Raw genomic sequence first — 22750 nt, 5'->3', positions numbered from 1 at the left:
CTTGCGGGAGGCGACGGGACCCTCGCTCCGCGCGGGACCCGCGGAACGGCCGGCGCTCAGTCCTCGTCGGCAGCGGCAGGGAGCGCGATCACGGGGAGCGGCGCGTTCGTCACCAGCTTCAGCGAGATGTCGCCCGAGAGGAACTGCATGAGCCGGTTCCCGCCGCGCGAGCGGTAGGCGACCGCGCTCGCGTCGACCTCGTCGGCCGCGTCGAAGATAGCCCCGACCACGTCGCGGGCGTACGCCGTGTGCTCGTCCGCGTCCGGGAACACCGTTCGGACCGCCGCGTACGACTCCGCGGCCAGTTCCTCGGACTGTTCGACGGGCGTCTTGTCCGGGACGCCCTCGCCCTTCTCGACGACGTGGAGCGCGGTCACCCGCTCCGGGTCGTACGGTTCGAGCGCCCGCGCGGTCGCCAGCGCGTCTTCCTCGTGTGCGACCGGGAGGAGGACGTGGCCGAGCAGGTTCTGCCCGTCGGAGTCGTCGGTACTCGTCATATGAACACCACGATCCTCGGCAGTTAAGAAGATACGCTCTCCGCGTTCGGGGCGACAGTGAGCGATAGAGCCCCCCTTCAGCGATCTGACGGCCGCGTTCGCGACGAGCCGAGGGACCGCTCACCGACCGTCGACCGCCGAGATGAACACCGCGAGCACCGGGACAATCTCCAGCCGGCCGATCCACATCAGGAAGATCATCAGCAGCTTCGACGTGTCCGGGAAGAAGAGGTAGCTCCCGAAGGGGCCGAGTCGGCCGAAGCCCGGCCCGATGTTCCCGATGGTCGCGAGCGAGGCGCTGATCGACTCCAACACCGACAGCTGAATCCCGACCCGGGTGGTGTCGAGCGCGATGAACACCGCCGAGAACGCGAACAGCACCACGTACAGGAGGGTGAACGACATAATACCGCGGATCGCGTCCTCGTCGACGACGGTCCCGCTGAGCCGGACCGGCTGGACGACGTCGGGGTGGGCCGACGTGAACAGCTCGCGCCGGATCGCCTTCGCGACGATGATCCACCGGACGACCTTCACGCCTCCGCCGGTCGAGCCGGCTGAGCCGCCGATGAACATCGCGAACAGGAGGAATATCTGCGCGTGTGGGTCCCACTGCGCGAAGTCGGCCGTGGCGTACCCGGTCGAGTTCAGCAGCGACCCGATCTGGAACGCCGCCTGCCGAAGGGAGTTCCCGGCGAACCCTTCTGTCGTGCCGCCCAGTTCGATCGGCGGTGCCGCGCCGCGGAAGAGCAGCAGCGCGAGCACGGCGGTGACGACCGCGAGGGCCCCCGCGTACACGCGGAACTCCGTGTTCTCTAACATTACCTCCGCCTCGCCGCGAAGCACGTGCCAGAACAGGGCGAAGTTGACGCCGGCGACGACCATGAACGGGATGACGACCCACTGGACCGCGGCGGAGAACGCGCCGATGCTATCCGCCTGCGGCGAGAAACCGCCCGTCGGAAGAGTGGTGAACCCGTGGGCGACCGCGTTGAACAGGTTCATGTTCGGCGCCATGCCGAGGAGGTGGAGCACGTACAGGAGAGCAGCGAGCAGCACGGTGAAGCCGAAGTAGATCAGCCAGAGCGCGCGCGCCGTCTCGGCGATCTTCGGCGTGAGCTTCTGGAGCTCCGGCCCCGGCGCCTCCGAATCCATCAGCTGGGCACCGTTGACCGCGACCTCGGGGAGGATGGCGATCATCAGGACGATGATCCCCATCCCGCCGAGCCACTGCGTGAGCTGTCGCCACATCAGCAGGGCGTGGGAGTGCCGGTCCGTGCCGATCTCGCCGAGGACGGTCGCGCCCGTGGTAGTGAACCCGCTCATCGACTCGAACAGCGCGTTGACGACCGACCCCGTCAGCGCGCCGACGGACCCCGTCTGGAGGCCGACCGTCGACGCCGTCCCGTAACCCGCGAGCAGGTACGGGATGGTGCCGATGACCGCCGCCGCGAACCACGCGAGCGAGACGAAAAGGAGCGCCTCGCGCGGGCCGAGGTCCGGGTCGGGGTCGACCCGCTCGACCGCGAAGCCGAGCGCCGCCACGAGCGCCATCGAGACGAGGAACACCCAGATGTCCTCGCCGTACGCGACGGCGACGACCAGCGGCACCAGCAGCGTGAGCGCGAGGTACTTGATCCCGACCCCGAGAAGGCCCACGCTCGCCTTCCAGTTCACGCCCCAGGACATAGTTGCTCGATCGATATGGGAGTCGCCCGTTCGCTGTATTAAACTGTCGAAGGGGCGACGGCGGCGTCACGGAGAGCGCGCGCGCGGCGGTCGCTCGCGATGGCTCACGACGTCCAGAACGCCTTCGTGAACAGCACGAGGACGGGAATTATCTCGATCCGTCCGATCCACATCAGGACGACCATCACGGCCCGGGTACTCATCGGGAAGGTCGCGAACGTCCCGTACGGTCCCGCCGCCCCGAACGCCGGCCCGATGTTGAGGAACGTCGTCGCCGCGGCGCCGAGCGCCTCGAACTCGGTGACTCGGACGTCCCCTCGCTCCGCGTCGACGACGATGACCACGGCCAGCAGGAAGAAGATCACGATGCTGAGGAGGAGGTACGCGTAGATGTCGCGGATCGCGCCCTCGTCGACCGACTTCCCCGAGATCCGCACGGGGCGAACGGATTCCGGGTGGATCGCGGTGAAGAGGTCCCGCCTGAACGACTTCAGCGCGACCAGCCACCGCAGCGACTTGATCGAGCAGGTGGTCGAGCCGACCATCCCGCCGATGAACATCCCCATGAACAGCATGTGCTTCGCCGCGGGCGCCCACTGCACGTAGTCGGTGCTGGCGTACCCCGTCGTCGTCACGATGGAGGCGACGTTGAAGACGGCGTGCCGGAGGGTCGCCTCGGGACCGTACGCGACGCTCGGATCGAGGAATAAGCCGAGGGCGACGATAGACGCCAGCGTCGCCATCGCGCCGAGGTAGAAGTGGAACTCCTCGTTCCGGAGGAGGCGCATCGGCTCGCCGTTGATGGCGAAGTAGATGAGGACGAAGCTGGTCGAGCCGACCACCATGAACGGGACGACCGCCCACTGGATCAGCGGGTGGAACGCGCCAACTGAGAGCGGCTCCGGCGAGAACCCGGCGGTCGCGACCGAGGTGAACCCGTGCGCGACCGCGTTGTACAGGCCCATCTGCGGGTCGACCGCGAGTCCGAGCAGGAAGTAGACGGCGACCGCCAGCCCCGTGAGTCCGAAGTAGATCCCCCAGATGAGCTGTGCGGTCCGCGATATCTTCGGCGTGAGCTTGTTGACGTCCTGCGTCTGCGACTCCGTCTCCATGAGCTGTGCCCCGCCGACGCCGAGTTCGGAGAGCACCGCGGTCGCGAGGATGAGGATTCCGAGCCCGCCGAGCCACTGGATCACCTGCCGCCACATCATGACCGAGCGCGAGTGGATCGAGAAGTCGACGAGGACCGTCGCGCCCGTCGTCGTCAGCCCGCTCATCGCCTCGAACATGGCGTTCACCGGGTGCGCGACCGTACCGACGCCCGCGACCACGAACGGGACCGCGCCGACCGCGGCGACGAGGAACCAGATCAGCGCCACAGCGAGGAACGCCTCGCGGGGGCCGAGATCCTCCGCCGGGTCCTTCATCGACCGGAACGCCGCCCCGAGCGCGAGCGAGACCGCGATCGCCGCGAGGAACGGAATCGACGACTCACCGTAGTAGAGCGCGACGAGGAGAGGGAACGCCAGCGGGACGGGGAGGGCGGCAAGGACGTCGCCGGCGAGTCCGACGCTCGCCCGCCAGCCGACCCGGATCCCGCTGGTCACGACCGCCTCACGCCATCGAGGTGATCGCGCCCACGGAGTCGGAGTCCACGAGCAGGATAACGTGGTCGCCCGGCTGCAAGACCGTGTCTCCGCGCGGCGTCACGAGCTGGTGGTCGCGGGTGATCGCGCCGATGACGAACCGGGCGTCGACCTCCGAGACCAGCTCCGAGATCGGTCGCCCGACGAGCGTACAGCCCTCGGTGAGCTCCAGTTCGAGGACCTCCGCCTGATCGTTTTCCAGCACGGCGATGTTCTCCGCGACGCTCTCGTAGGTGAACCGCGTGATCTCCTCGGCGGTCACGGTCCGCGGGTTAATCGCGATGTCGATCCCGATCTCCTCGAAGACGGTGACGTAGTCCGGGCTGTCGACCACGGCGATCACGCGGTCGACCCCGAGCCGTTTGACGAGCACCGAGACCAGGAGGTTCTGCTCGTCCGAGCCGAGCGCGGTGACGACGATGTCGGCGTCGTCGACGTTCTCCCGGGTGAGGAACTCCGCGTCCGTCGCGTCGTGTTCCATCACGACGGACTTCGGGAGCTGCTCTGCGAGCCAGCGGGCTCGGTCGCGGTCGCGCTCGATCACCCGGGGTTGGAGCTCGCGCTCGCCGAGGAGGCGGGCGGCCTGGTACCCGATCTCGCTGCCGCCGACGATGACGATGTCGTCCGCGTCGTCCGGCGTCGTCTCCGGCGCGACGTCGGTCGCGAACGCCTGAACGCTCTCGGGGCTGCCGATCACCACCGCGCGGTCGCCGGCCTCGATACCGGTGTCCCCGCGCGGGATCGTCATCTCGCTGTCGCGGAACAGCCCGACGAACGTGAGCGACTCGAACCGATCGGCCTCCGAGACCGTCTGTCCCGCGACCGGGCTCCCCTCGTCGATCTCGAACTCCGCCATCTGGACGAGCCCGCCGGCGAACGGGTCGACGTCGATCGCCGCCGGCAGCCCGATGATACGGACGATGTTCTCCGCGGTCAACAGGTCCGTACACACCATGAAGTCGACGCCGAACGCTCCCTCGCTGCCCTGCCACGTGCGGAGGAAGTCCGTGCTCTTCACGCGGGCGATGGTGAAGCCGCCGCCGAGCGTCTTCGCGGTGCCGCAGGCGACGAGGTTCGTCTGGTCGTTGTCGGTGCAGGCGATGACCATGTCCGCGCGGCCGACGTCCGCGGCCGTCTGGATCTCCGAGGACGTGCCGTCGCCGGCGATGGTGAGGACGTCGAGTTCGTACTTGAGCTGTTCCGCCCGGTCCGGGTCGACGTCGACGACGACGACCTCGTGGTCCGACGCGAGACTCGCGGCGATGCTCGTCCCGACCTCGCCGGCCCCGATGACGACCACGTACATGGCCGAACCGACCACGCGGACCCACTAGTGGGTTACTATCGAACCCGTGGGGCCGGAGGCGCGGCTTCGGCCGTCGCCGCCGGTTCAGTCGCCGCCGCCGAACGACGAGGGGTCCGTCCAACTGTTCCGCCCCGAGACGGTGCGCTGCGGGAAGGGGATCGAGATCCCCTCCTCGTCGAACCGCTCCTTGACGGCCTTCACGTAGTCGGCGCGCGTCTTCACGAAGTCCGCCCGGGAGGGGTCGTCGATCCAGATCCGCGACTGCAGGCCGACGTAGGAGTCGGCCAGCTCCGTCAGCCGGACCGACGGCGCGGGCTCGTCTAAGATCGCGTCGCTCTTCTCCGCCTCCTCGACGATGATCTCGGTCGCCGTCTCGACGTCGTCCTCGTAGTCGATCCCGAAGACGAACTTTAAGCGGAGCGTCCGCTTCGCGACCGGGTTCTTCACCACGTCGCTTGTCAGGGCGTGGTTCGGCACCGTGAGCAGTTCGTTGTCGAATGTGCGCACGCGGGTGACTCGGAAGGAGATGTCCTCGACGACCCCCGAGTTGTCGTTCCACTCGATCCAGTCGCCGATGCGGAACGGCTTGTCCGTGTAGATGAAGACGCCGGCGACGAAGTTCTTGATCACGTCTTGGAGCGCGAAGCCGATCGCGAGCGTCGCCGCGGCCGCGATCGTCGCCAGCGAGCGCAGGAATCCCTGATACCCCGCCGCGCCGAACGCGGCCGTGACGCCGGCGAACAACACGAGGAACGCCACGATCTTCTGGAGCGGGCGCCGCGCGTGCTCGTCGAGCCCCCGCCTGTCGAAGACCCGGCGGACGAGCGAGGTGACGACCGACTTGTAGAAGAGGTACGTCGCGACGATGACGACGAGGAAGACCGCGGCGTCGGTGACGATATCGGTCGCGGGACCGAGGTAGGGGTCCAACGCGCCGGAGAGCGCGACGACCGCGCCCCCGTCGCCCGGCGCGCCCATCAGTGAAGCACCGCCGTGTTGCCGCGGGTCTCGATCAGGTCCGCGCCGACCGCCTCCGCCAGTTCCTCGGCGAGCGCCTCGGTCGAGGTCCCGCCCCGGGCCGCTCGCAGGAACTTCACCTTCACCAGCTTCCGGTCGTCGAGCTGGTCGGCCGTCTCGTCGACGACCGAGTCGATGCCGTGCTTCCCGACCCAGACGGTGACGTCGAGGTCGTGCGCCTCTTTTCGGAGCTCTTGGTCGCTCATACGCGGTCGAGTCGGCCGCGCGCATTGAACCTTGAGGTTCGACCGCGTCGGCGCGACGCGCCGCCGTCACCGCTCGCGCTCGACCTCGCGGTCCGACTCGCGGCTCCGCCGCGCCTCTCGGTTCCGTTTCGCCCACTCGGCGGCGTCCTCGGGCGTCTCGGTCTCCAGCAGGCGGTCGAGCTTCCGCTCGAACTGCTCGTCGGTGAGGTCGCCGTTCGCGTACCGGGTGCGCAACCGCTCGAGTGCGTCCGCGGTGTCGTCGGTCGCCTCCCCGCGCTCCGCCGCCGTCCCGCGCTCGACGCGGACGGAGCCCGACTCCGACTCGACCCGGACGGACTCCGCCTCCTCCTCGTCGAACAGCATCGAGACGAGCGGGACGATGACGACGTACCCGAACAGCATGAACGGGAGCCACCACTCGGCGCCGAGAAGCAGCGCCGCCAGCCACGTCCCGGTCACCGTCGTGGCGGCGATGCCGCTCGCGTTGCGGCGGAAGCGCTCGCGGATGGTCTCGTCGGCCATCGAACGCACGGTTTCCGCCGCGGTACAAAATCGTATCGGCGGGAAGAGTGCCCGCGGCCCCGAAGCGAGCGGTACCGTCGGGCAAGCGGGCGCCACCGGTCACGCCGCGCCGCCTACTCTTCGATCTCGACCGTGATCTCGTCGCGCTCGACCGCCAGCCGGAACGTCGGGACGGTCCGGTAGACGACCTCGACGACGTTCTTGCGTTCGAGGCTGCGGAGCGCCCGCCGCACCGCGTCCACCTCGGGGTCGGCGTCGTACGCCTCGCGGAGGGCGTTGAGCACGCTGACGACCGACTGCGAGCGCTCCTCCGGGCCGGCGAGCACGTCCACGACTCGCGACTCAAGCTCCGGGACGCGGATCGTCTCCGGGACGGCACCGCGCGCGACCGCGTCGGGCTCGATCCCCGGCTCGACGTCGACGAGGTCGTTCGCCTCCGCGGTCGCGCGGATCAGGCTGTCGTCGTCGCGGTAGTAGTACTCCTTGAGGTGGTCTTCGAGGTAGCCGTGGACCTCGCTGCCGCTCTCCATCTCCCAGACGTCCTGTAACTCGCCGTTCTTCGTCGGCTGGAGGCGGACCACGTCCGCGAGCCGACCGCGTTCCTCGTCGCTCAGGCTCATCTGCCCTCGACCGCGCTGGCGGCGCGGACGATGGTCTCCTCACCGAACTTCGGTCCGACGAGCTGGAGCCCGACCGGCAGCCCGTCGGCCTCGCCGGCCGGCACCGAGATAGCGGGGAGATTCGCGAGGTTGACCGGGGTCGTGTTCGCGTCCGCGAGGTACATCCGCAGCGGGTCGTCGAGGCTCTCGCCCAGCTCGAAGGGGAGGACGGGCATCGTGGGCGAGGCGACCACGTCGACGTCGTCGAACGCCTCCTCGAAGTCCCGGCGGACCCACGCGCGGGCGTCCTGCGCCTTCTCGTAGTACTTGTCGTGGTAGCCGGCCGAGAGCGCGTACGTGCCGAGCAGGATCCGGCGTTTGACCTCCGCGCCGAACCCCTCCTCGCGCGTCTCCGCGAACGACTCGTTCCAGTTGCCGTCCGACTCGGCGCGGTTCCCGTACCGAACCCCGTCGAAGCGCGCGAGGTTCGAGGAGGCCTCCGCCATCGCGATCACGTAGTACGCCTGAACCGCGTGTTCGACGGAGGGCAAAGATATCTCGGTCGTCTCCGCGCCCTGCGCTTCGAGGTCCTCGATGGCGGCCTCGACGGTCGAAACGACGCGCTCGTCGGCGCCCTCGAACAGTTCGGCGGGGACGCCGACCGTCAGTCCCGCCACGTCGCCGTCGGCGGCCGCGGCGTAGCTCGCGTCGGGGTCCGCGCCCTCGACCTCGGTCAGGTCGCGGGTCGTCCCGTCGTTGGGGTCGTCGCCCGCGATGGCGTCGAGCGCGGCGGCCGCCTCCTCGACGGTACCCGCGATCGGGCCGATCTGTTCGAGGGAGTTCGCGTACGCGATCAGGCCGTACCGGGAGACCAGCCCGTAGGTGGGCTTGATCCCGACGACGCCGCAGAACGCGGCCGGACAGCGCACCGAGCCGCCCGTGTCGGAGCCGAGCGCCACGTCGGCCTCGCCCGCCGCGACCGCGGCCGCGGACCCCCCGGAGGAGCCGCCGGGCACGCGGTCGGTGTCGACCGGGTTCCGGGTGGGACCGAACGCGGAGGTCTCCGTCGTCGTCCCCATCCCGAACTCGTCCATGTTCGTCTTGCCGACGACCGTCGCGCCCGCGTCGGTCAGGCGGTCGACGACGGTCGCGGAGTACGGCGGGACGTAGTCCGCCAGCATCTCCGAGCCGCAGGTCGTCCGGATCCCCTCGGTAGAGATGTTGTCCTTCACCGCGACGGTCGCGTCTGCGAGGGGGCCGTCGGCGTCCGCGTCGCCCTCGATCCGCTCCTCCGTCACGAAGGCGTTGAGGTCGGCCGCCATCTACGACACCTTCGGCCCGACGAAGAAGCCGTCCTCAGTCTCCTCGGCGTTCGCGAGCGCCGCCTCCTGTGAGAGCCCCTCCTCGATTTCGTCGGGGCGCATCACGTTGACCAGCTCCTCCTCCCGCTCGGTCTCGGGGACCTCGTCGAGCGCCTCGAAGTACTCCAGGATGTCTCCGAACTGCGCCGCGAACTCGTCGACCTCGTCGTCGGCGAGCCGCACCCGCGCGAGATCGGCGACGTGTCTGACCTCCTCGGCGTCGACGGCGGCCGCCTCACCGTCGTCCGACGCTGCGGTGTCGCTCATACCCGAACGTACCACGCGGGCGGCGAGTAAGGGTTTCGGAAGGGGGCCGGCGAGGGGGGAGCCGAGAGGGACGGCGGCGAGGAGGCCGAAGGGGACGGCGAGTCACCGAACCTGATCGACGAAGGCGAGCCAGCGCTCGTGGCCCGCCACCGTGTCGGCGTGGTGTTCGTCGGCGAACCCCGGACGACGGATCCCCTCCAGGGCGTTAAGCGCGCGGTCGATGCCGATGACCTCCTCGGCGAGCGTCTCCGCAGTCTCCCGGTCGATCGGCTCCGTCTCCAACCGGTCGAGCCGCCGCTCCCGCTCCCCGCGGAGGGCGTTGCGCGCGGCCGTCACCTTCCGGTTGAGCGCGGGCGGGACGGCGTCGACCTTCCGGCTCTCGACGATGAACGCGGAGAGGTCGACCGCGGTCCCGTCGACCTCGATCTCGTCGGGGACGCTCGCGCCGACCGTGGCGCTCTGACTGGTCACGCGGTCGAGGAGGGCCTCACGAACGTCGTCGCCGATCGTCGTTCGCTCCGATTCGCTCATGAGTGACTCTAGTCGACAGGGCCCGAAAAACCGTTGGCCGGCGGGCCCGACCCGCCGGACCAAATGTCGAAACCAGCTCTGACCGCCGTCGTCACGCTTCCTCGTCCGCCCGCACCGTCACCACCGGGGCGTCCGACAGCCGCACCACCTTCTCCGCGACGCTACCGAGAAGGTACCGCTCGACGCCGGTCCGACCGTGCGTGCCCATCACGACGAGGTCGACGTCGTTCGCCGTCGCGTACTCGAGGATGGCCGAGTGCGGTGTCCCCGTCTCGACGGCCGTGACCGTTTCCGGCTCCCGGTCGCCGTCACCGAGGGACGCGGCCGTCGCCTCGACGACCTCCTCAGCGTGCTCGACGAGGGCCGACCGCGTCTCCCCGGCGTCCAGGTCCCCGCCGGCCATGCCGCTGTCGTCGCCCGACGCCGGGTCGGCGCGCACACCCGATCCCTCGTCCGTCAGGAAGGTGCCGCTCAGTCCGTAGTCGGCGCTTCGCGCGTCGATCACGTGGAGGACGTGAACGGTCGCGTCGAACGCGGCCGCGAGTTCCCGGACGTGATCGGCGACGGCCGCCGATCCTTCGCTCCCGTCCGTCGGATAGAGGATAGTCTGGTACATGTTGTCACCACTCTCAAGTTTCGATGACCCGACAGATAACGTTGGCGGCGGGCGGAGAAAGCTCCCGGAAACGCCGGCGTCGGGACGATACCGCCGAATCGGGGCCTAAAGCAGGTCGTTCGCGACGAGCCGGTCGACCGCCTCGCGCAGGCGCTCCTCGCTCGCGGCGTAGGAGATCCGCGCGAAGCCGTCTGCGTTGAAGGCGCTTCCGGGGACGCAGGCGACCGACGCCTCCTCGATGGCGCGCTCGCACCACGCCTGGTCGTCGGCTCGCGGCTCGTCGCCGCTCGCATCCGAGGTGCTCTGCACCTCGCTGTCGTCCACGGGGATCATCATGTAGAAGGCGCCGTCACCGACGTCGACGTCGACGCCGTGCTCGTCGAACAGGTCCACGAGGAGGTCGCGGCGGTCCGCGAACGCGTCGCGCATCTCCTCGACCGCCGCCTCGGTGTTCTCTAACGCCTCGATCCCGGCGCGCTGGACGAAGTTGGTCGCGCAGGAGACGGAGTGCGAGTGGAGCTTCCCCGCCTCACCGACGAACTCGTCGGTGGCGTGGAGGTAGCCGAGCCGCCAGCCGGTCATCGAGTACGCCTTCGAGAAGCCGTTGATCGTGACGGTGCGGTCGGCCATCCCGTCGAGGCTCGCGAGCGAGACGTGCTCGGCGTCGTAGACGATGCGCTCGTATATCTCGTCCGAGATCACGGCGACGTCGTGTTCCACGGCGAGGTCGCGGACGCCCTCCAGCGCGGTCTCCGAGAACACAGCGCCGGTCGGGTTCGACGGGGAGTTGACGACGAGCAGTTCGGTGTCGTCCGAGACGGTCTCCGCGAGGTCGTCGAGCGCCGGCTCCAGCTGGAAGCCGTGGGGCGCGAGGTCGACGCGCGAGAGGTCGGCGCCCGCCAGCTTCGCCATCGCCTCGTAGGAGACCCACGCCGGATCGAGGAGGACGACCTCGTCACCCCCGTCGATCAGGGTCTGGAACGTCTCGTACAGCGCCTGCTTGCCGCCGGGGGTGACGATCACCTCGTCGGCGTCGGCGTCGACGCCGTTCCCGCGGAGCTTCTCCGCGATCGCCTCCTTGAGTTCGGGGACCCCGTTCGAGGAGGTGTACCCCGTGTGGCCGGCGTCGAGCGCGTCCTTGCCGGCCTCGACGACGTTCGCCGGGGTGTCGAAGTCCGGCTCGCCCACCGAGAGGTCGACGATGTCGGCGCCCTCCGCCTCCTTCTCCGCCGCGAGGTTCGATATCGCCAGCGTCGCGCTGGGTTCTACGCGTCCGATCCGCTCCGAGAAGTCGTATGCGTCGCTCATGTGTCGTGTGTAGTCGCCTCGGTCAGCCGAGCTCTGCCGCGAGGTCGATCGCGGCCGCGGCCGCGTCCGCCCCCTTGTCGATCCGCTCGCGCGCCTCCGCGCCGGACATCCCCGGGCCGCTCACGCCGAAGGTGACCGGGGTGTCCCGGTCGAGACTCACGTCGGTGAGCTTCTCGGCGGTCGCGGTCGCGATGACGCGGTCGTGGTCGGTGTCGCCGGTGACGATGGCGCCGACGACCGCGACGGCGTCGACGTCCTCGCGCCGCGCTAACCGGTCGGCGGCCAGCGGGCTGTCGTACGCGCCCGGCACGCTCAGTTCGTCGACGACGACGGCGTCGCGGTCGGCGGCCGCCTCCCGGGCGGCCTCGGCCATCGGCTCCGTGACGGAGTCGTTGAACCGCGCCACCACCAGTCCCAGCGAGACCATACCGGGACTGGTGCGGGCGACGGCAAAGGTCTACCGTTCGACCGCAGGGTTGCCGGACGAACCTGTTCGGGGACGGGTCCGGACGGACGAACGATTGGTTATAAACGGACCGCGGTGGCGCGTGCCGACGAGCGGCCGGAGGCCGCGAGTCGCACGCGCGAGGGACGCGGCGAACGCGAGCGGCGCAGCCGCGAAGCGTGAGCCGCGAGGCTGGGGAGGCGTGAGGCGCGGTTGCGGTGCCGTGCGGGGCAGGACTCAAAGGGGCAGCCGCGAGGACGAAGCACGGCGACGTAAGCACCGCAGGAACGAGTGAAACGAGTGACGAGGAGCGCAGCGAGTCGCGCGAGTCCTCGCGGCTGGGGCTTTGGAGGTGTCCGTCGTCGATCCAGCACGGTTTGTTTATAAATAAACGAGCCAGTCCACGCTCACGTCTCGCGCCACGCGTGATTAATACGTCTGCGACGCTAATAGTGAGTTATGACGAACACGGAAACCGCGACGTTCGGCGGCGGCTGCTTCTGGTGCGTCGAGGCGGCGTTCAAGGAACTCGACGGCGTCGAGGGCGTTACCTCCGGTTACGCCGGCGGCCACGCCGAGGACCCGACCTACCGCGAGGTGTGCTCCGGCAACACCGGCCACGCCGAGGTCGTTCGGGTCGAGTACGACGTCGACGCCCTGTCGTACGAGGACATCCTCGAAGTGTTCTTCACCGTCCACGACCCGACCCAGCTGAACCGGCAGGGCCCGGACGTGGGGAGCCAGTACCGGTCGATCGTCCTCTACCACGACGACGAGCAGCGCGACGTGGTCGAGCGGTACGTCGAGGCGCTCGACGAGGAGGGCGGCTACGACGACGAGGTCGTCACCGAAGTCGAGCCGCTGGAGACGTTCTACCGCGCCGAGGAGAAACACCAGGACTACTTCGAGAAGAACCCGGCCGACGCCTACTGCACGATGCACGCGCAGCCGAAGGTGGAGAAGGTCCGCGAGCGGTTCAACGAGAAGGCGAAGGCGTAGGGAGAGTCGGTGGACACCGCTGAAGCCACAGTCGATCTCTTATAAACGGTCAAACGCGGAGCGGCGGCAAACACCACCGAAGCCCCAGCCGCGAGGCCGCAGTACGCTCGTTGCGCTCCTCGTCACTCGCTTCGCTCGTTCCTGCGGTGCTTACGTCGCCTACTGCGGCCTCGCGGCTGCCCCTTCGATTCCCACCCCGCACAGCGCCGCAACCGCACCTCACGCCTCCCCAGCCTCGCGGCTCCCTCCGCTTCGCTCCGGTCGCCGCGTCCCTCGCGCGTGCTCCTCGCGGCCGCCGAAGGCGGCCACTCGGAGGCACGCGCCAGTATCCCTATTTAAGCCCTCTCGAAACGCCGAGGCCCCGCTACCCGTCCCGCGACACGCTCCTCGCCGCAACCTATTCCCTGCCGCCGACCGAATCCTCGGGCGATGAAGATCGGCCTCATCTCGGACGTCCACGCGAACCTGCCGGCGCTGGAGACCGTGCTCGACGACATGCCCGCCGTCGACCGGATCTACTGCGCCGGCGACGTGGTGGGCTACAACCCGTGGCCGGCCGAGTGCGTCGAGCGCGTGCGCGATGTCGCGGCCGCGACCGTGCGCGGGAACCACGACCGCACCGTCGAGACCCCGGAGCGCTACGGCGCCAACCGGATGGCCGAGGCGGGACTCGAACTGGCGAAGGCCTCCCTCTCCGACGAGCAGCGCGAGTGGATCGACGGCCTCCCGCGCACGGAGACGTTCGGCGGCGACCGCTTCCTACTGGTTCACTCCCATCCCGCCGCCGAGCGCGAGGACGCCTACGTCTACCCGGAGGAGTTCCCGAACCTCGACCGCCACATTGGCGAGTACGACGGGGTCGTCCTCGGCCACACGCACGTTCAGGGGTGCCGCGCGGTGGCCGGCGGGTTCGTCGTCAACCCGGGCAGCGTCGGCCAGCCGCGCGACGGCGACCCGCGGGCCGGCTACGCCGTCCTCGACACGACCACCGACGGGACCGACGCGGTCGAGACGCACCGCGTGGAGTACGACGTCGACCGCGTCGCGGACGCGGTCCGCGACGCCGACCTCCCCGAACTGACCGCCGAGCGGCTCTACGAAGGGGAGTAGCTCAAGCGTCGTCGCGGTCGCCGGTGTCGCCTCCGTCGCCCGCCGCGTCGTCCCCGACCTCGACCCCCAACTGCTCGTAGCAGAACGCCCACGAGTCGGTCTGCTCGTCGACGATCATCGACGCGGGCTTGCCGACCCCGTGACCGGTCTCGGCCTTGGTCCGCAACAGGAACGGCCCGCCGTCGGCCTCGTTCTGGAGCCGCGCGGTCATCTTCCGGGCGTGCGAGGGGTGGACCCGCGTGTCGCTCGCGGCCGTGGTGAAGTAAACGGGCGGGTAGGTCTCCCCGGACTCGACGTTGTGGTACGGCGAGTACGCGCGCAGGTACTCGAACGCCTCCGGGTCCTCCGGGTGGCCGTACTCCGTCGTCCACGACTCCCCGAGCAGGAACCGGTGGAACCGGAGCATGTCGAGCAAGGGGACCGCGCACTGCGCGGCCGCCCACAGGTCCGGGCGCTGGGTGACGACCGCGCCGACCGAGAGCCCGCCGTTCGACCCGCCGGCGACCGCCAGATGGTCGGCGTCGGTGAGTTCCGAGTCGCACAGCGCCTCGCCGGCGGCGACGAAGTCGTCGAAGGTGTGCTGCTTGTCGGCCAGCATGCCCGCCTCGTGCCACGGCTCGCCGTACTCGTAGCCGCCGCGGGCGCACACCGCCGCGAACGCGCCGCCGTCCGCGAGGAACGGCAGGCGGAACCGCCCGAACGAGGGCGTGATGCTGTTCCGGAACCCGCCGTAGCCGTACAGGAGCGTGGGGCGCGGACCCTCCACGGCGACGCCCTCGCGGTAGCAGACGAACACGGGCACCTCGGCGCCGTCCGCCGAGTCGACGAACCGCTGTTCGACGACGAGGTCGTCGGGGACCGGGAGGTCGACCGAATCGATATCGGTCGACGCGAGTTCGGGCTTGCCGTCGGAACCGTCGCCTCCGATTCCCGATTCGCCGGCGAGGTCGAGTCCGCGGACCGCCGGCGGCCGGTCGAAGCCGGTGAGACCGAAGAACGCCTCGGGGGCGTCCCGGCTCCCGGAGACCCACGTGACGGTACAGTACGACGGCAGCGAGGCGTCGCGCAGGTGCGTCCCGTCGCGGTCGTGGACCGAGAGCTCGGAGTGCGCGTCCCGCTGGCGGTGGACGAGGAGCCGGTCCGGGGTCGGCACGACCGACTGGATGATCCCCTCGCCGCCGGGGAGGACCTCCCGGCACTCCTCGAACGAGAGGTCGCCCTCGCGGAAGCGGTCGACGGAGCAGGCGAGCAGCCGCCGCCGGGGCGCGCCGTGGTCGGTCGTGACGAACGTCGTCCCGCCGTGGAACCGGACCGACGTCTCGGCGTCGGTACCGGTCAGGACGGGCCGGAGGTCGCCGTCGACGTGGACGTACCACTCGGTGCCGCCCACCATCTCGGAGAAGGCGACCGCGAGCAGGCCGGAGTCAGGGTCGATGGTCACCCGCGGCCAGACGTGCTGGTCGTCGTGCTCGAGCAGGAGTTCCTCCGCGTCCGGGCCGTCAGCGAGCCGGAACCGCCGGAGCTCCTTGTCCATCTGTGCGCCGTCGGCCGCGGCGCCGGTGGCGACGTAGACGAACCCCTCGCCGTCCGCTTCCCACGCGAGGCTCCCGGCGTTGACTCGGCCGCGCTCCGGGAGGACTGCGACCTCCTCGACGCCCGCGCCGTAGCCCGCCGCCGCGTCCGATTCCGGATCGGCCGCGGCCGAGTCCGACTGCTCCTCGCTCGGGTCGGGCACCGAGAGCACCCGCACGTCGTAGTTCTCGTCGCCGCCCTCGGTGACGCCGACCGCGACGCGCTCGCCGTCGTGCGACGGGACGTACCACGCCATCGACCTGGGCGGGCGGTCGTCGTTGCGGTTCGCCGCCCACGCGTTCGGGTCGACGAGGACGCGGTCCCCGCCGTCGGGCGCGTCGCGGACGACGAGGCGGGCGTGGTCGGCGCCCGGCTCGCGGACCGTCGCGAAGTACCGCCCCTCGCGGACCGCGATCGGGCCGTAGTCGGCCACCTCGACGAGGTCCTCGAACCGCGGGCGGAGCCGGTCCCGGAGCGCGTCGTCGAGCGCGCCGTCGACGTGGGCGTTCTGGGCGTCGGTCCACTCGCGGACCGCCTCGTCGTCGCCTTCGAGCCACCGGTACGGGTCCTCGACGTCGACCCCGTGGAGCGTCTCGGTGACGACCTCGCGTCTGGTCTCCGGGGGGGACTGGGCCGGAGCGGATTCGCGTGACATACGTTCGCCTCTCGCCGATGAGGCAAAACGGCTGGGGTCGCGGAGGGCCGCCGTCCCCTACGGCCACATGCCGGCGACGAACAGGAGGTTCCGGGCGGCGACCGCCAGCGAGAGGGCGCCGACGCCGGCGCACATCAGGGTCGCGACGAACCGTCGCGTCCCGCCCGCGACCGCGACCGGGACGCCGATGACGACCATCCCGACGACTTTCGTGAGGAGCATCCCGCCGAGGAGGCCGAACCGAGCGATGAACAGGCGGCCGACGGGCGACCCCTCGACGTACTCGCTCCCGGTGAGGGCGACGTACGTCGTCCCCACGTCGGCGGCGGCCCCGACGAGTAGGAGGCCGACGGCGAGGGCGAGACGAGAGGGCACTGGCCGACCGAACGCGATACGCACGCATAAACGTCCGGGCAAGCGGTCGGGCTACGGCGACTCGGTCGCCGCGGACGCCGAACGCACCGCGAACGCGGCCCGGACCGACCCGGCGTGGCTGGTCGCCGGCCGCGCACAGCACGGGGTGATTTAAACCGCCGGGACGCGTACGATCGGTAATGAGTTCGTCCGACGACGAGTACGATATCGCCGTGGTCGGCGGCGGGCCGGCCGGGCTGACGACCGCGTTGTACGGCGCCCGACTGGGCCACGAGACGGTGCTGATCGACCGCGGCGGCGGGCGCGCGGCGATGATGGCCGACACGCACAACGTGATCGGCGTCACCGAGGAGGTGTCCGGGAACGAGCTGCTCGCAACCGGCCGCGAGCAGGTACAGTCGTACGGCGGCGCCTTCGAGCGCGGCTTCGTCACCGACGTCGAGCGCACAGCCGACGACCGGTTCCGCCTGTCCACGAACGACACCGAGATCCTCACGGACCGCGTCGTGCTCGCCACCGGCTTCTCCGACGAGCGTCCCGACCCGCCCCTGCCGCGGAACGCCAAGGGGCTCCACTGGTGTCTCCACTGCGACGCGTACATGTTCGTCGACGAGCCGGTGTACGTGATGGGCCACGGGGAGGCCGCCGCGCACGTCGCGATGATCATGCTGAACATGACCGACGACGTGGACCTCCTGACCCGCGGCGCGGAGCCGACGTGGAGCGACGAGACGGCGGCGCAGCTGGACGCGCACCCGGTCGACGTGGTCCACGAGGACGTCGCCGGCGTCGAGAACGACCCCGACTCCGGCTGGCTGGAGGCCATGGAGTTCGAGGACGGCACCCGCCGCGAGTACCGCGGCGGCTTCCCGATGTACGGCTCCGACTACAACACCGCGCTCGCGGAGGGGCTCGGCTGCGACCTGACCGACGGCGGCGAGATAGACGTCGACGACCACGGCCGCACCAGCGAGGACGGCGTGTTCGCGGTCGGAGACATCACCCCCGGCCACAACCAGGTCCCGGTCGCGATGGGCCAAGGGGCGAAGGCGGGCATCGCGATCCACAAGGAGATCCGCGAGTTCCCGCGCTCGACCGAGGAGATCGAGGCGGACGGCCCCGTCGACGCCGACGAGGTGCCCGCCATCCCGCCGCACCTCATGGCGACCGCCGTCGCTCACGAGGGGCACGCGGGCGGGCCGCGCGAGTCCGCCGAGGCCGAGAGCGCGGAGGCGCCCGCGGCCGACGACGACTGATCGACGCCGAGCATTCGGCGGGAATCGAACACCCCGCCGGTCGAGACCCCTTTTTGTTGACGCCCGGGCGCGACTGAGCGGATTCCAGCCCTCGGCGGATCCACTCGCACGAACTCACTCGTCGCTGTCGCTCCTCGTTCGTAGTGTTCGAGAGATGCGCCGGCCGGGACTCCCGCGAGCGAGCGGGAGTACGGGCGGCGCACGACCGAAGGGAGTGCGCCGGCCGGGATTTGAACCCGGGCCATGAGCTTGGAAGGCTCAGGTCCTACCACTAGACCACCGGCGCTCGCGTCGGTCGATGACGCACCTACACGTAGGCGCAACGAGTTTCATAAGCGTTCCGTGTTCGGGCGGGATCGCGACCGCGGACCCGGGGCCCAGCCCGCCGATCCCCGGCTGTAGTATTTAAATACCCACGATACTGCGGACCCCTCCCAGCACGCTAGAACGCTTTTCAGCCGCTTAGAAACCTGTTCGGGACATATACGTATACCCACCCTACGTACACCCGTGAGGTGACACCGATGTCATACCAATCTAGCAATCCGCTGGTCGGCGAGACCGAGTTCGCGCTGGAGGGACCCTGGGCGACGTACTGGATCGCGTTCCTCCGCGTCGTCACCGGCTGGTGGTTCTTCCACGCCGGGATCACGAAGGTGATCGAGAACGGGTTCTCGTACACTTACGGCTCGGCGTACATGTCTGAGATGAGCGGGACCGCCCTCGGCGGGATCCCCGTCTGGATGGGGAACAACCTCGCGTGGCTCATCGAGCCGGGGGTTCCCCTCTTCGAGACGCTCATCGGCCTCGCGCTGATGGCCGGCGCCGTGACCCGGCTCGCCGCGTTCGGCGGGGTCATCTTCATGGTCCTGTTCTGGATCGGCAACGCCGGGTTCACCAACGGCGTCGTCAACAGCGACCTGATGGGACTGCTCCTGTTCCTGACGGTCATCGTGCTCGCGGCCGGTCGGTACTACGGCCTCGACGCGCTCGTCGAGGAGACGGAGTTCGTCAAGCAACACCCCAAGCTGCGGTACCTGCTCGGCTGAGAGGTGACCACCAATGACTGACATCATCGACACGGCGGCGCGGGCGCTGAGCGCGGGACTGATGCTGTTCGGGATCGTCGTCCTCGGGGTCGTCGAGATCCTGGCGGGACAGCCCTACAGCCCGGTCCCGATAACGAACGAGGCGGGCGAGGTCACCGCGATACCGCTGATCTCGCCGGAGATCCGCACGGCGTTCGTGCTGGCGGGCGTCGCGGTGCTGGGCCTGTACGCGGCGTACCGGTTCGTGGCGCCGCTCCCGGACGACCGGGGCGTCAGCCACGAGAGCATGGCCGACTGAACCGAGCGAAAAGCCGCTAACCGCGGCGCGACCGGCGGAGCGTCGTCGCGGGCGACGACAATCGCTTTCTGTTCGACGCCTACTCGTCGAGCGACCGCTCCGCCGTTCCCGAGTCGTCGACGTCCGGACCGTCGCTGTCCGACACGCCCGATTCCTCCGACTCGCTCGGCTCGCCCGACGCGCCCGATTCCTCCGGTTCGATCGCTTCGGCGGCGGTCCCCCCGTCCGTGCTGGCGGGGGCGGCGTCCGTCGACTCCCCGTCGGTGCCGAACGTGAACTCTGACTCGTCCGGCTCGGCCGCGTCCGTCTCCACCCCGTCCGTCGGATCGGGACCCGCGTCCGCCGCCGCCTCGTCGCCGTCCGCGTCGTCGGCTGCGTCGGCCGCGTCGTCGGCTACGTCGGCCCCGTCGGAGTCCGCGGCCGCAGCCTCGACCGCCTCGGTCCCGGCGCCAGTCCGGTCGACGTCGACCTCGAAGTCCTCGGTCGTCTCCCGCAGGCCGCGGGCGCGCTCGTGGAGGTCGTGCGCCTGCTCGGAGACGGTTCCGAGCGTGGCGGCCTGCTCCTCGGCGGCGGACGCGACGGTGGTCGCCTCGGCGGTCGTCTGCTGGCTCACGCCCGCGAGGTCGTCGACCGCGCCGGTCACCTCGTTGACCGACTGCGCCTGCGCGTCCATCGCGCCGGATATCTCCTGAACGCCGTCGTCGGCCTCACTCACCCGGTCCGCGACCTCGGAGAGCGCGTCCTCGGCGTCCTCGACGACCGCGACGCCGTCGTCGACCCCCTCGCGGATCGCGGCCATCTCGTCGACGCTCTCGTCGGTGCGCTCGCGGAGGCCTGAGATTAACGTCTCCACCTCGGCGGCGGACTCCTGGGTCTCCTCCGCGAGCGACTTCACCTCCTCCGCGACGACCGCGAAGCCGGAGCCGGCCTCGCCCGCGCGGGCGGCCTCGATCGAGGCGTTCAACGCGAGCAGGTTCGTCTGGTCGGCGATCTCCGAGATCGTCTCGACGATCGCGTCGACCTCCGCCATCTCGGCTTCGAGCCGCGCTATCGTCTCGGCGGCGGACTCGGAGCGCGCCTCGATCCCGTGGAGCTCGTCGACCGCGTCGGCGGCCGCCTCGCGGCCCTCCTCGGTGAGGGCGTCGGCCTGCCGCGAGGTGGTCGCGACCTGGTCCGCCGAGGCGGCGACCTCCTCGACGGTCGCGGACATGTCCTCCATCTCGCCGGCCACCTCGGAGAGCCGGCGGCTCTGCCGCTCCGCGCCGGCGGAGATCTCGTCGATCGACTCGCTCGTCTCCCGGCCCGCGGCCGCGGCCTCGTCGGTGCCGTCGGTGACCGCGTCGCTCCGCTCGGCCACCTCGACCGCGAACGCGTCGACCTCCGCGATCGCGGCCTCCAGCTCGTCCATCGCGTCGTTGAACTCCGCCGCGATGGTGCGGAGCGCCTCGGGGTCGTCGGGGTCGGCGCGGAGCCGCGCGGTGAGGTCGCCGTCGGCGCAGGCCGCCATCGTCTGGCCGAAGTCGGTCGCGCGCGACTCCAGCCGGTCGGCAAAGGCCTCGCTCTCCGCCTTCGCCGCCTCGGCGCGCTCGCGCTGCGTCTCCGCCGACTCGATCTGCTCGCGCAGCGAGTCGCGCATGGTCGCGAACGCCTCGGAGAGGTCGCCGAACTCGTCGCGCCGCTCCGTGTGGAAGTCGACGTCGAGGTCGCCGTCGGCCAGCGCCGTCGCCCGCCCCCGGAGCTGGTTCAGCTCGGAGACGGTGCCGCGGCCGAGCGTCGCGCCGAGCAGCCCGAGCCCGACGACCGCGACGCCGACGATCAGGAGCAGGTTCCGCCCGATCATCCCGGAGAGCGCGTACGCCTGCGAGAGGGGGACGTGGACGGCGACGTACCAGTCCTCGGCCTCCATCGGCGCGTAGGCGACGAGGTACTCGCCGCCGTCGGCGAAGCCGAACGTCGCGGACGGGAGGAAGCCGACGGTCCGCTCCTCGCCGAACAGCGCGGACTGGACGTCGTTGCTGTAGCGGACGCCGGCGGCGTAGTCGTTGCTGCTCGCCGTGATCTCGCCGCTGGGCTCGACGATGGTGGTGAACGCGCCCTCGGTCGGCTGGCGGAGGTCGGCGGTGACGGGCGCGAGCGACACCTCCATCACAAGGTAGTCGCCCCGCGGCGTCGACGTGACGTACGCGATCCGGCGCTCGCCGTCGACCCTGTACGTCTGACTCCGGAACATCTCGTCCGCGAACACGAGGTCGTCGGTCAACCACCCCTGCGAGGCCACCGCCTCGCCGCCGTCCGCCCCGTCGCTGGTGGCCATGACGGTCCCCTCGCTCGGGTCGACGAAGTGGAAGGCGACGACCGACTCGCCGGTCCGCGAGAGGTGCGACGAGAGGTAGGTGTCGACCCCGCCGGCCTCCGCGGTGAACACGTCGTTGTCGGCGACCTCGCGGAGCAGGGTGCGCCGCTCGGTCGCCCATGCGTCGAGGTCGGTGGCGCTCAGCTCCGCGACGGCCGTGTAGTCGTCCTGTGCGTTCGATTCGAGCTGCTCCGTCGTCTCCGCGTACGTGACGGCCCCGACGGCGCCGATCGCAAGCACGACGACGACGAGGGCGACGAGGAACTTCGCGAGGTAGCTCCGGGCCACCGCGCCGGGCGCGACCCGACGCAGGAGCCGTTCGAGAGGGGTGTCGGCCATTACCAGCAGGCGGTCGACAGGGCCTATTTAATCCACCCCCGTCGTTATCTCTCGTGATAATCAGCCGCTCGGTGCCGAGACCTCCGCGTAGCAGTTCCCGCTCGAAACGCGCGTCCGACGCGGGTCGAGGTCGCTCGCCGCGAGGTCCGACTCGAACTCCGCGGGCGAGTAGATGTGATAGTACCGCGGAACGGTCTCGCCGCCCGGCAGCGTCCAGTCGATTGTCGTGTCGAACCCCTCGTCGCGGTCGAACCGGTCGTGGGCCGTGCTCCACGCGCTGACGAGCGCGACCCCGTCGGGCGCGAGCGCTCGCGCCAGTTCGTTCAGGCTCTCGACCCGGTCCGCCCGCGGCGAGAGGTGATGAAGCGTCGCGACGTACACCGCGAGGTCGACCGCGTCGTCGCGGACCGGCAGCGCGGCCGCGTCGCCGTGGACGAACGCGGCCGCGTCAGCGAACCCTCGGTCGCGGGCGCGAGAGACCGCCTCGTCGAGCAGCCCGCGGCTGAGGTCGACCCCGACCGCGCTCTCGGCGCGCGCCGCGAGCGCCTCCGTGTGCCGACCGTTCCCGCAGCCGACGTCGAGCGCGCGGGCGACCGACCGTCCCTCCAAGAAGTCCTCGACCTCGGGCCACGCGTGCTCCCGCGTCTTCGAGAAGTGCGTCGCGATGCGGTCGTAGGTCGACTGCGGATCGCCGGTCGACTGCGGGTCCATACCGGGGTCTCGGCCGCGACGGG

At 70.2% G+C, this 22750-nt stretch carries 23 protein-coding genes and 1 tRNA gene; 5 read left to right on the top strand and 19 right to left on the bottom strand.

Features of this window, described 5'->3' with window-relative positions; genetic code table 11:
• Window positions 1-56: 56 nt before the first annotated feature.
• The 14 genes from KI388_RS02990 to ribH all read right to left on the bottom strand — a co-directional run bounded on the left by KI388_RS02990 (window position 57) and on the right by ribH (window position 11992).
• Window positions 57-497, bottom strand: a complete 441-nt coding sequence (locus tag KI388_RS02990) for a universal stress protein (RefSeq protein ID WP_215087911.1) — start codon at window positions 495-497, stop codon at window positions 57-59.
• Window positions 498-617: 120 nt separating this feature from the next.
• Window positions 618-2186, bottom strand: coding sequence for a TrkH family potassium uptake protein (locus KI388_RS02985; RefSeq protein ID WP_215087910.1), 1569 nt, complete (start codon window positions 2184-2186; stop codon window positions 618-620).
• 104 nt (window positions 2187-2290) lie between these two features.
• Entirely contained in the window at window positions 2291-3793 is a 1503-nt protein-coding gene (locus tag KI388_RS02980; RefSeq protein WP_215087909.1) for a TrkH family potassium uptake protein, read from the bottom strand.
• 7 nt (window positions 3794-3800) lie between these two features.
• Window positions 3801-5138 (bottom strand): Trk system potassium transporter TrkA, encoded by a 1338-nt coding sequence (gene trkA, locus KI388_RS02975; protein WP_215087908.1) that lies wholly within the window; start codon window positions 5136-5138, stop codon window positions 3801-3803.
• An 84-nt stretch (window positions 5139-5222) separates the two neighbouring features.
• A complete protein-coding gene (locus tag KI388_RS02970; protein ID WP_215087907.1) occupies window positions 5223-6116 on the bottom strand; it encodes a mechanosensitive ion channel family protein in 894 nt (297 codons plus the stop codon).
• Window positions 6116-6361, bottom strand: coding sequence for a YhbY family RNA-binding protein (locus KI388_RS02965; protein ID WP_215087906.1), 246 nt, complete (start codon window positions 6359-6361; stop codon window positions 6116-6118). Before KI388_RS02965 ends, KI388_RS02970 begins: the two co-directional genes overlap by 1 nt.
• A 66-nt stretch (window positions 6362-6427) precedes the next feature.
• A complete protein-coding gene (locus KI388_RS02960) occupies window positions 6428-6883 on the bottom strand; it encodes an SHOCT domain-containing protein (protein ID WP_215087905.1) in 456 nt (151 codons plus the stop codon).
• A gap of 113 nt (window positions 6884-6996) precedes the next feature.
• Entirely contained in the window at window positions 6997-7503 is a 507-nt protein-coding gene (locus KI388_RS02955; RefSeq protein WP_215087904.1) for a DUF5797 family protein, read from the bottom strand.
• The gene (gene gatA / locus KI388_RS02950; protein WP_215087903.1) at window positions 7500-8804 is read right to left on the bottom strand and encodes an Asp-tRNA(Asn)/Glu-tRNA(Gln) amidotransferase subunit GatA; all 1305 of its coding nucleotides are present in this window, start codon (window positions 8802-8804) and stop codon (window positions 7500-7502) included. The genes KI388_RS02955 and gatA overlap by 4 nt, the downstream gene beginning before the upstream one ends.
• Window positions 8805-9110 carry an Asp-tRNA(Asn)/Glu-tRNA(Gln) amidotransferase subunit GatC gene (gatC, locus tag KI388_RS02945; protein ID WP_215087902.1) on the bottom strand — a complete coding sequence of 102 codons (306 nt, stop codon included), beginning with the start codon at window positions 9108-9110 and terminating at the stop codon, window positions 8805-8807.
• A gap of 102 nt (window positions 9111-9212) precedes the next feature.
• On the bottom strand, window positions 9213-9641 hold the full coding sequence (locus KI388_RS02940; protein ID WP_215087901.1) for a DUF5788 family protein: 429 nt from the start codon (window positions 9639-9641) through the stop codon (window positions 9213-9215).
• Between the two features lie 91 nt (window positions 9642-9732).
• A complete protein-coding gene (locus KI388_RS02935; protein WP_215087900.1) occupies window positions 9733-10257 on the bottom strand; it encodes a universal stress protein in 525 nt (174 codons plus the stop codon).
• Between the two features lie 105 nt (window positions 10258-10362).
• Complete coding sequence (locus KI388_RS02930; RefSeq protein ID WP_215087899.1) at window positions 10363-11565, bottom strand: pyridoxal phosphate-dependent aminotransferase; 1203 nt, start codon at window positions 11563-11565, stop codon at window positions 10363-10365.
• Between the two features lie 22 nt (window positions 11566-11587).
• Entirely contained in the window at window positions 11588-11992 is a 405-nt protein-coding gene (gene ribH / locus KI388_RS02925; RefSeq protein ID WP_215087898.1) for a 6,7-dimethyl-8-ribityllumazine synthase, read from the bottom strand.
• A 477-nt stretch (window positions 11993-12469) separates the two neighbouring features.
• Here ribH and msrA point away from each other — a divergent pair, with 477 nt between their 5' ends.
• Both msrA and KI388_RS02915 read left to right on the top strand, forming a co-directional pair.
• Complete coding sequence (msrA, locus tag KI388_RS02920; protein WP_215087897.1) at window positions 12470-13009, top strand: peptide-methionine (S)-S-oxide reductase MsrA; 540 nt, start codon at window positions 12470-12472, stop codon at window positions 13007-13009.
• 429 nt (window positions 13010-13438) lie between these two features.
• Window positions 13439-14119: a metallophosphoesterase family protein gene (locus KI388_RS02915; RefSeq protein ID WP_215087896.1), complete on the top strand. Its 681-nt coding sequence runs from the start codon at window positions 13439-13441 to the stop codon at window positions 14117-14119.
• Window position 14120: 1 nt separating this feature from the next.
• On the opposite strand, the gene KI388_RS02910 is transcribed toward KI388_RS02915, so the two are convergent.
• Together KI388_RS02910 and KI388_RS02905 are read right to left on the bottom strand one after the other, a co-directional pair.
• On the bottom strand, window positions 14121-16346 hold the full coding sequence (locus KI388_RS02910) for a prolyl oligopeptidase family serine peptidase (protein WP_215087895.1): 2226 nt from the start codon (window positions 16344-16346) through the stop codon (window positions 14121-14123).
• A gap of 57 nt (window positions 16347-16403) precedes the next feature.
• The gene (locus KI388_RS02905; protein ID WP_215087894.1) at window positions 16404-16721 is read right to left on the bottom strand and encodes a hypothetical protein; all 318 of its coding nucleotides are present in this window, start codon (window positions 16719-16721) and stop codon (window positions 16404-16406) included.
• Between the two features lie 179 nt (window positions 16722-16900).
• Between KI388_RS02905 and KI388_RS02900 the strand changes: the two genes are divergently transcribed.
• The gene (locus KI388_RS02900) at window positions 16901-17977 is read left to right on the top strand and encodes an NAD(P)/FAD-dependent oxidoreductase (RefSeq protein WP_215087893.1); all 1077 of its coding nucleotides are present in this window, start codon (window positions 16901-16903) and stop codon (window positions 17975-17977) included.
• 215 nt (window positions 17978-18192) lie between these two features.
• Here KI388_RS02900 and KI388_RS02895 read toward each other — a convergent pair.
• Window positions 18193-18263, bottom strand: a tRNA-Gly gene (locus KI388_RS02895).
• 238 nt (window positions 18264-18501) lie between these two features.
• On the opposite strand from KI388_RS02895, the gene KI388_RS02890 reads away from it, so the two are divergent.
• Entirely contained in the window at window positions 18502-19026 is a 525-nt protein-coding gene (locus KI388_RS02890; protein ID WP_215087892.1) for a DoxX family protein, read from the top strand.
• Between the two features lie 13 nt (window positions 19027-19039).
• Window positions 19040-19324, top strand: coding sequence for a hypothetical protein (locus KI388_RS02885; RefSeq protein WP_215087891.1), 285 nt, complete (start codon window positions 19040-19042; stop codon window positions 19322-19324).
• 79 nt (window positions 19325-19403) lie between these two features.
• Here KI388_RS02885 and KI388_RS02880 read toward each other — a convergent pair whose 3' ends face one another.
• Window positions 19404-22016, bottom strand: coding sequence for a methyl-accepting chemotaxis protein (locus tag KI388_RS02880; RefSeq protein WP_215087890.1), 2613 nt, complete (start codon window positions 22014-22016; stop codon window positions 19404-19406).
• Window positions 22017-22076: 60 nt separating this feature from the next.
• Window positions 22077-22727 (bottom strand): class I SAM-dependent methyltransferase, encoded by a 651-nt coding sequence (locus KI388_RS02875; RefSeq protein ID WP_215087889.1) that lies wholly within the window; start codon window positions 22725-22727, stop codon window positions 22077-22079.
• Between the last annotated feature and the right edge of the window lie 23 nt (window positions 22728-22750).

The sequence above is a fragment of the Halorubrum sp. 2020YC2 genome (assembly GCF_018623055.1).
GTDB lineage: Archaea > Halobacteriota > Halobacteria > Halobacteriales > Haloferacaceae > Halorubrum.
Note: the sequence above shows the minus strand (reverse complement) of the source record. Positions and strands in the feature narration are given on the sequence as shown.

Excerpts from the sequence above, each read along its gene's own strand:
- KI388_RS02990 (WP_215087911.1), bottom strand. The coding sequence starts at position 497 with ATGACGAGTACCGACGACTCCGACGGGCAGAACCTGCTCGGCCACGTC.
- KI388_RS02985 (WP_215087910.1), bottom strand. The coding sequence starts at position 2,186 with ATGTCCTGGGGCGTGAACTGGAAGGCGAGCGTGGGCCTTCTCGGGGTC.
- trkA (WP_215087908.1), bottom strand. The coding sequence starts at position 5,138 with ATGTACGTGGTCGTCATCGGGGCCGGCGAGGTCGGGACGAGCATCGCC.
- KI388_RS02970 (WP_215087907.1), bottom strand. The coding sequence starts at position 6,116 with ATGGGCGCGCCGGGCGACGGGGGCGCGGTCGTCGCGCTCTCCGGCGCG.
- KI388_RS02965 (WP_215087906.1), bottom strand. The coding sequence starts at position 6,361 with ATGAGCGACCAAGAGCTCCGAAAAGAGGCGCACGACCTCGACGTCACC.
- KI388_RS02960 (WP_215087905.1), bottom strand. The coding sequence starts at position 6,883 with ATGGCCGACGAGACCATCCGCGAGCGCTTCCGCCGCAACGCGAGCGGC.
- KI388_RS02955 (WP_215087904.1), bottom strand. The coding sequence starts at position 7,503 with ATGAGCCTGAGCGACGAGGAACGCGGTCGGCTCGCGGACGTGGTCCGC.
- gatA (WP_215087903.1), bottom strand. The coding sequence starts at position 8,804 with ATGGCGGCCGACCTCAACGCCTTCGTGACGGAGGAGCGGATCGAGGGC.
- gatC (WP_215087902.1), bottom strand. The coding sequence starts at position 9,110 with ATGAGCGACACCGCAGCGTCGGACGACGGTGAGGCGGCCGCCGTCGAC.
- KI388_RS02940 (WP_215087901.1), bottom strand. The coding sequence starts at position 9,641 with ATGAGCGAATCGGAGCGAACGACGATCGGCGACGACGTTCGTGAGGCC.
- KI388_RS02935 (WP_215087900.1), bottom strand. The coding sequence starts at position 10,257 with ATGTACCAGACTATCCTCTATCCGACGGACGGGAGCGAAGGATCGGCG.
- KI388_RS02930 (WP_215087899.1), bottom strand. The coding sequence starts at position 11,565 with ATGAGCGACGCATACGACTTCTCGGAGCGGATCGGACGCGTAGAACCC.
- ribH (WP_215087898.1), bottom strand. The coding sequence starts at position 11,992 with ATGGTCTCGCTGGGACTGGTGGTGGCGCGGTTCAACGACTCCGTCACG.
- msrA (WP_215087897.1), top strand. The coding sequence starts at position 12,470 with ATGACGAACACGGAAACCGCGACGTTCGGCGGCGGCTGCTTCTGGTGC.
- KI388_RS02915 (WP_215087896.1), top strand. The coding sequence starts at position 13,439 with ATGAAGATCGGCCTCATCTCGGACGTCCACGCGAACCTGCCGGCGCTG.
- KI388_RS02910 (WP_215087895.1), bottom strand. The coding sequence starts at position 16,346 with ATGTCACGCGAATCCGCTCCGGCCCAGTCCCCCCCGGAGACCAGACGC.
- KI388_RS02900 (WP_215087893.1), top strand. The coding sequence starts at position 16,901 with ATGAGTTCGTCCGACGACGAGTACGATATCGCCGTGGTCGGCGGCGGG.
- KI388_RS02890 (WP_215087892.1), top strand. The coding sequence starts at position 18,502 with ATGTCATACCAATCTAGCAATCCGCTGGTCGGCGAGACCGAGTTCGCG.
- KI388_RS02885 (WP_215087891.1), top strand. The coding sequence starts at position 19,040 with ATGACTGACATCATCGACACGGCGGCGCGGGCGCTGAGCGCGGGACTG.
- KI388_RS02880 (WP_215087890.1), bottom strand. The coding sequence starts at position 22,016 with ATGGCCGACACCCCTCTCGAACGGCTCCTGCGTCGGGTCGCGCCCGGC.
- KI388_RS02875 (WP_215087889.1), bottom strand. The coding sequence starts at position 22,727 with ATGGACCCGCAGTCGACCGGCGATCCGCAGTCGACCTACGACCGCATC.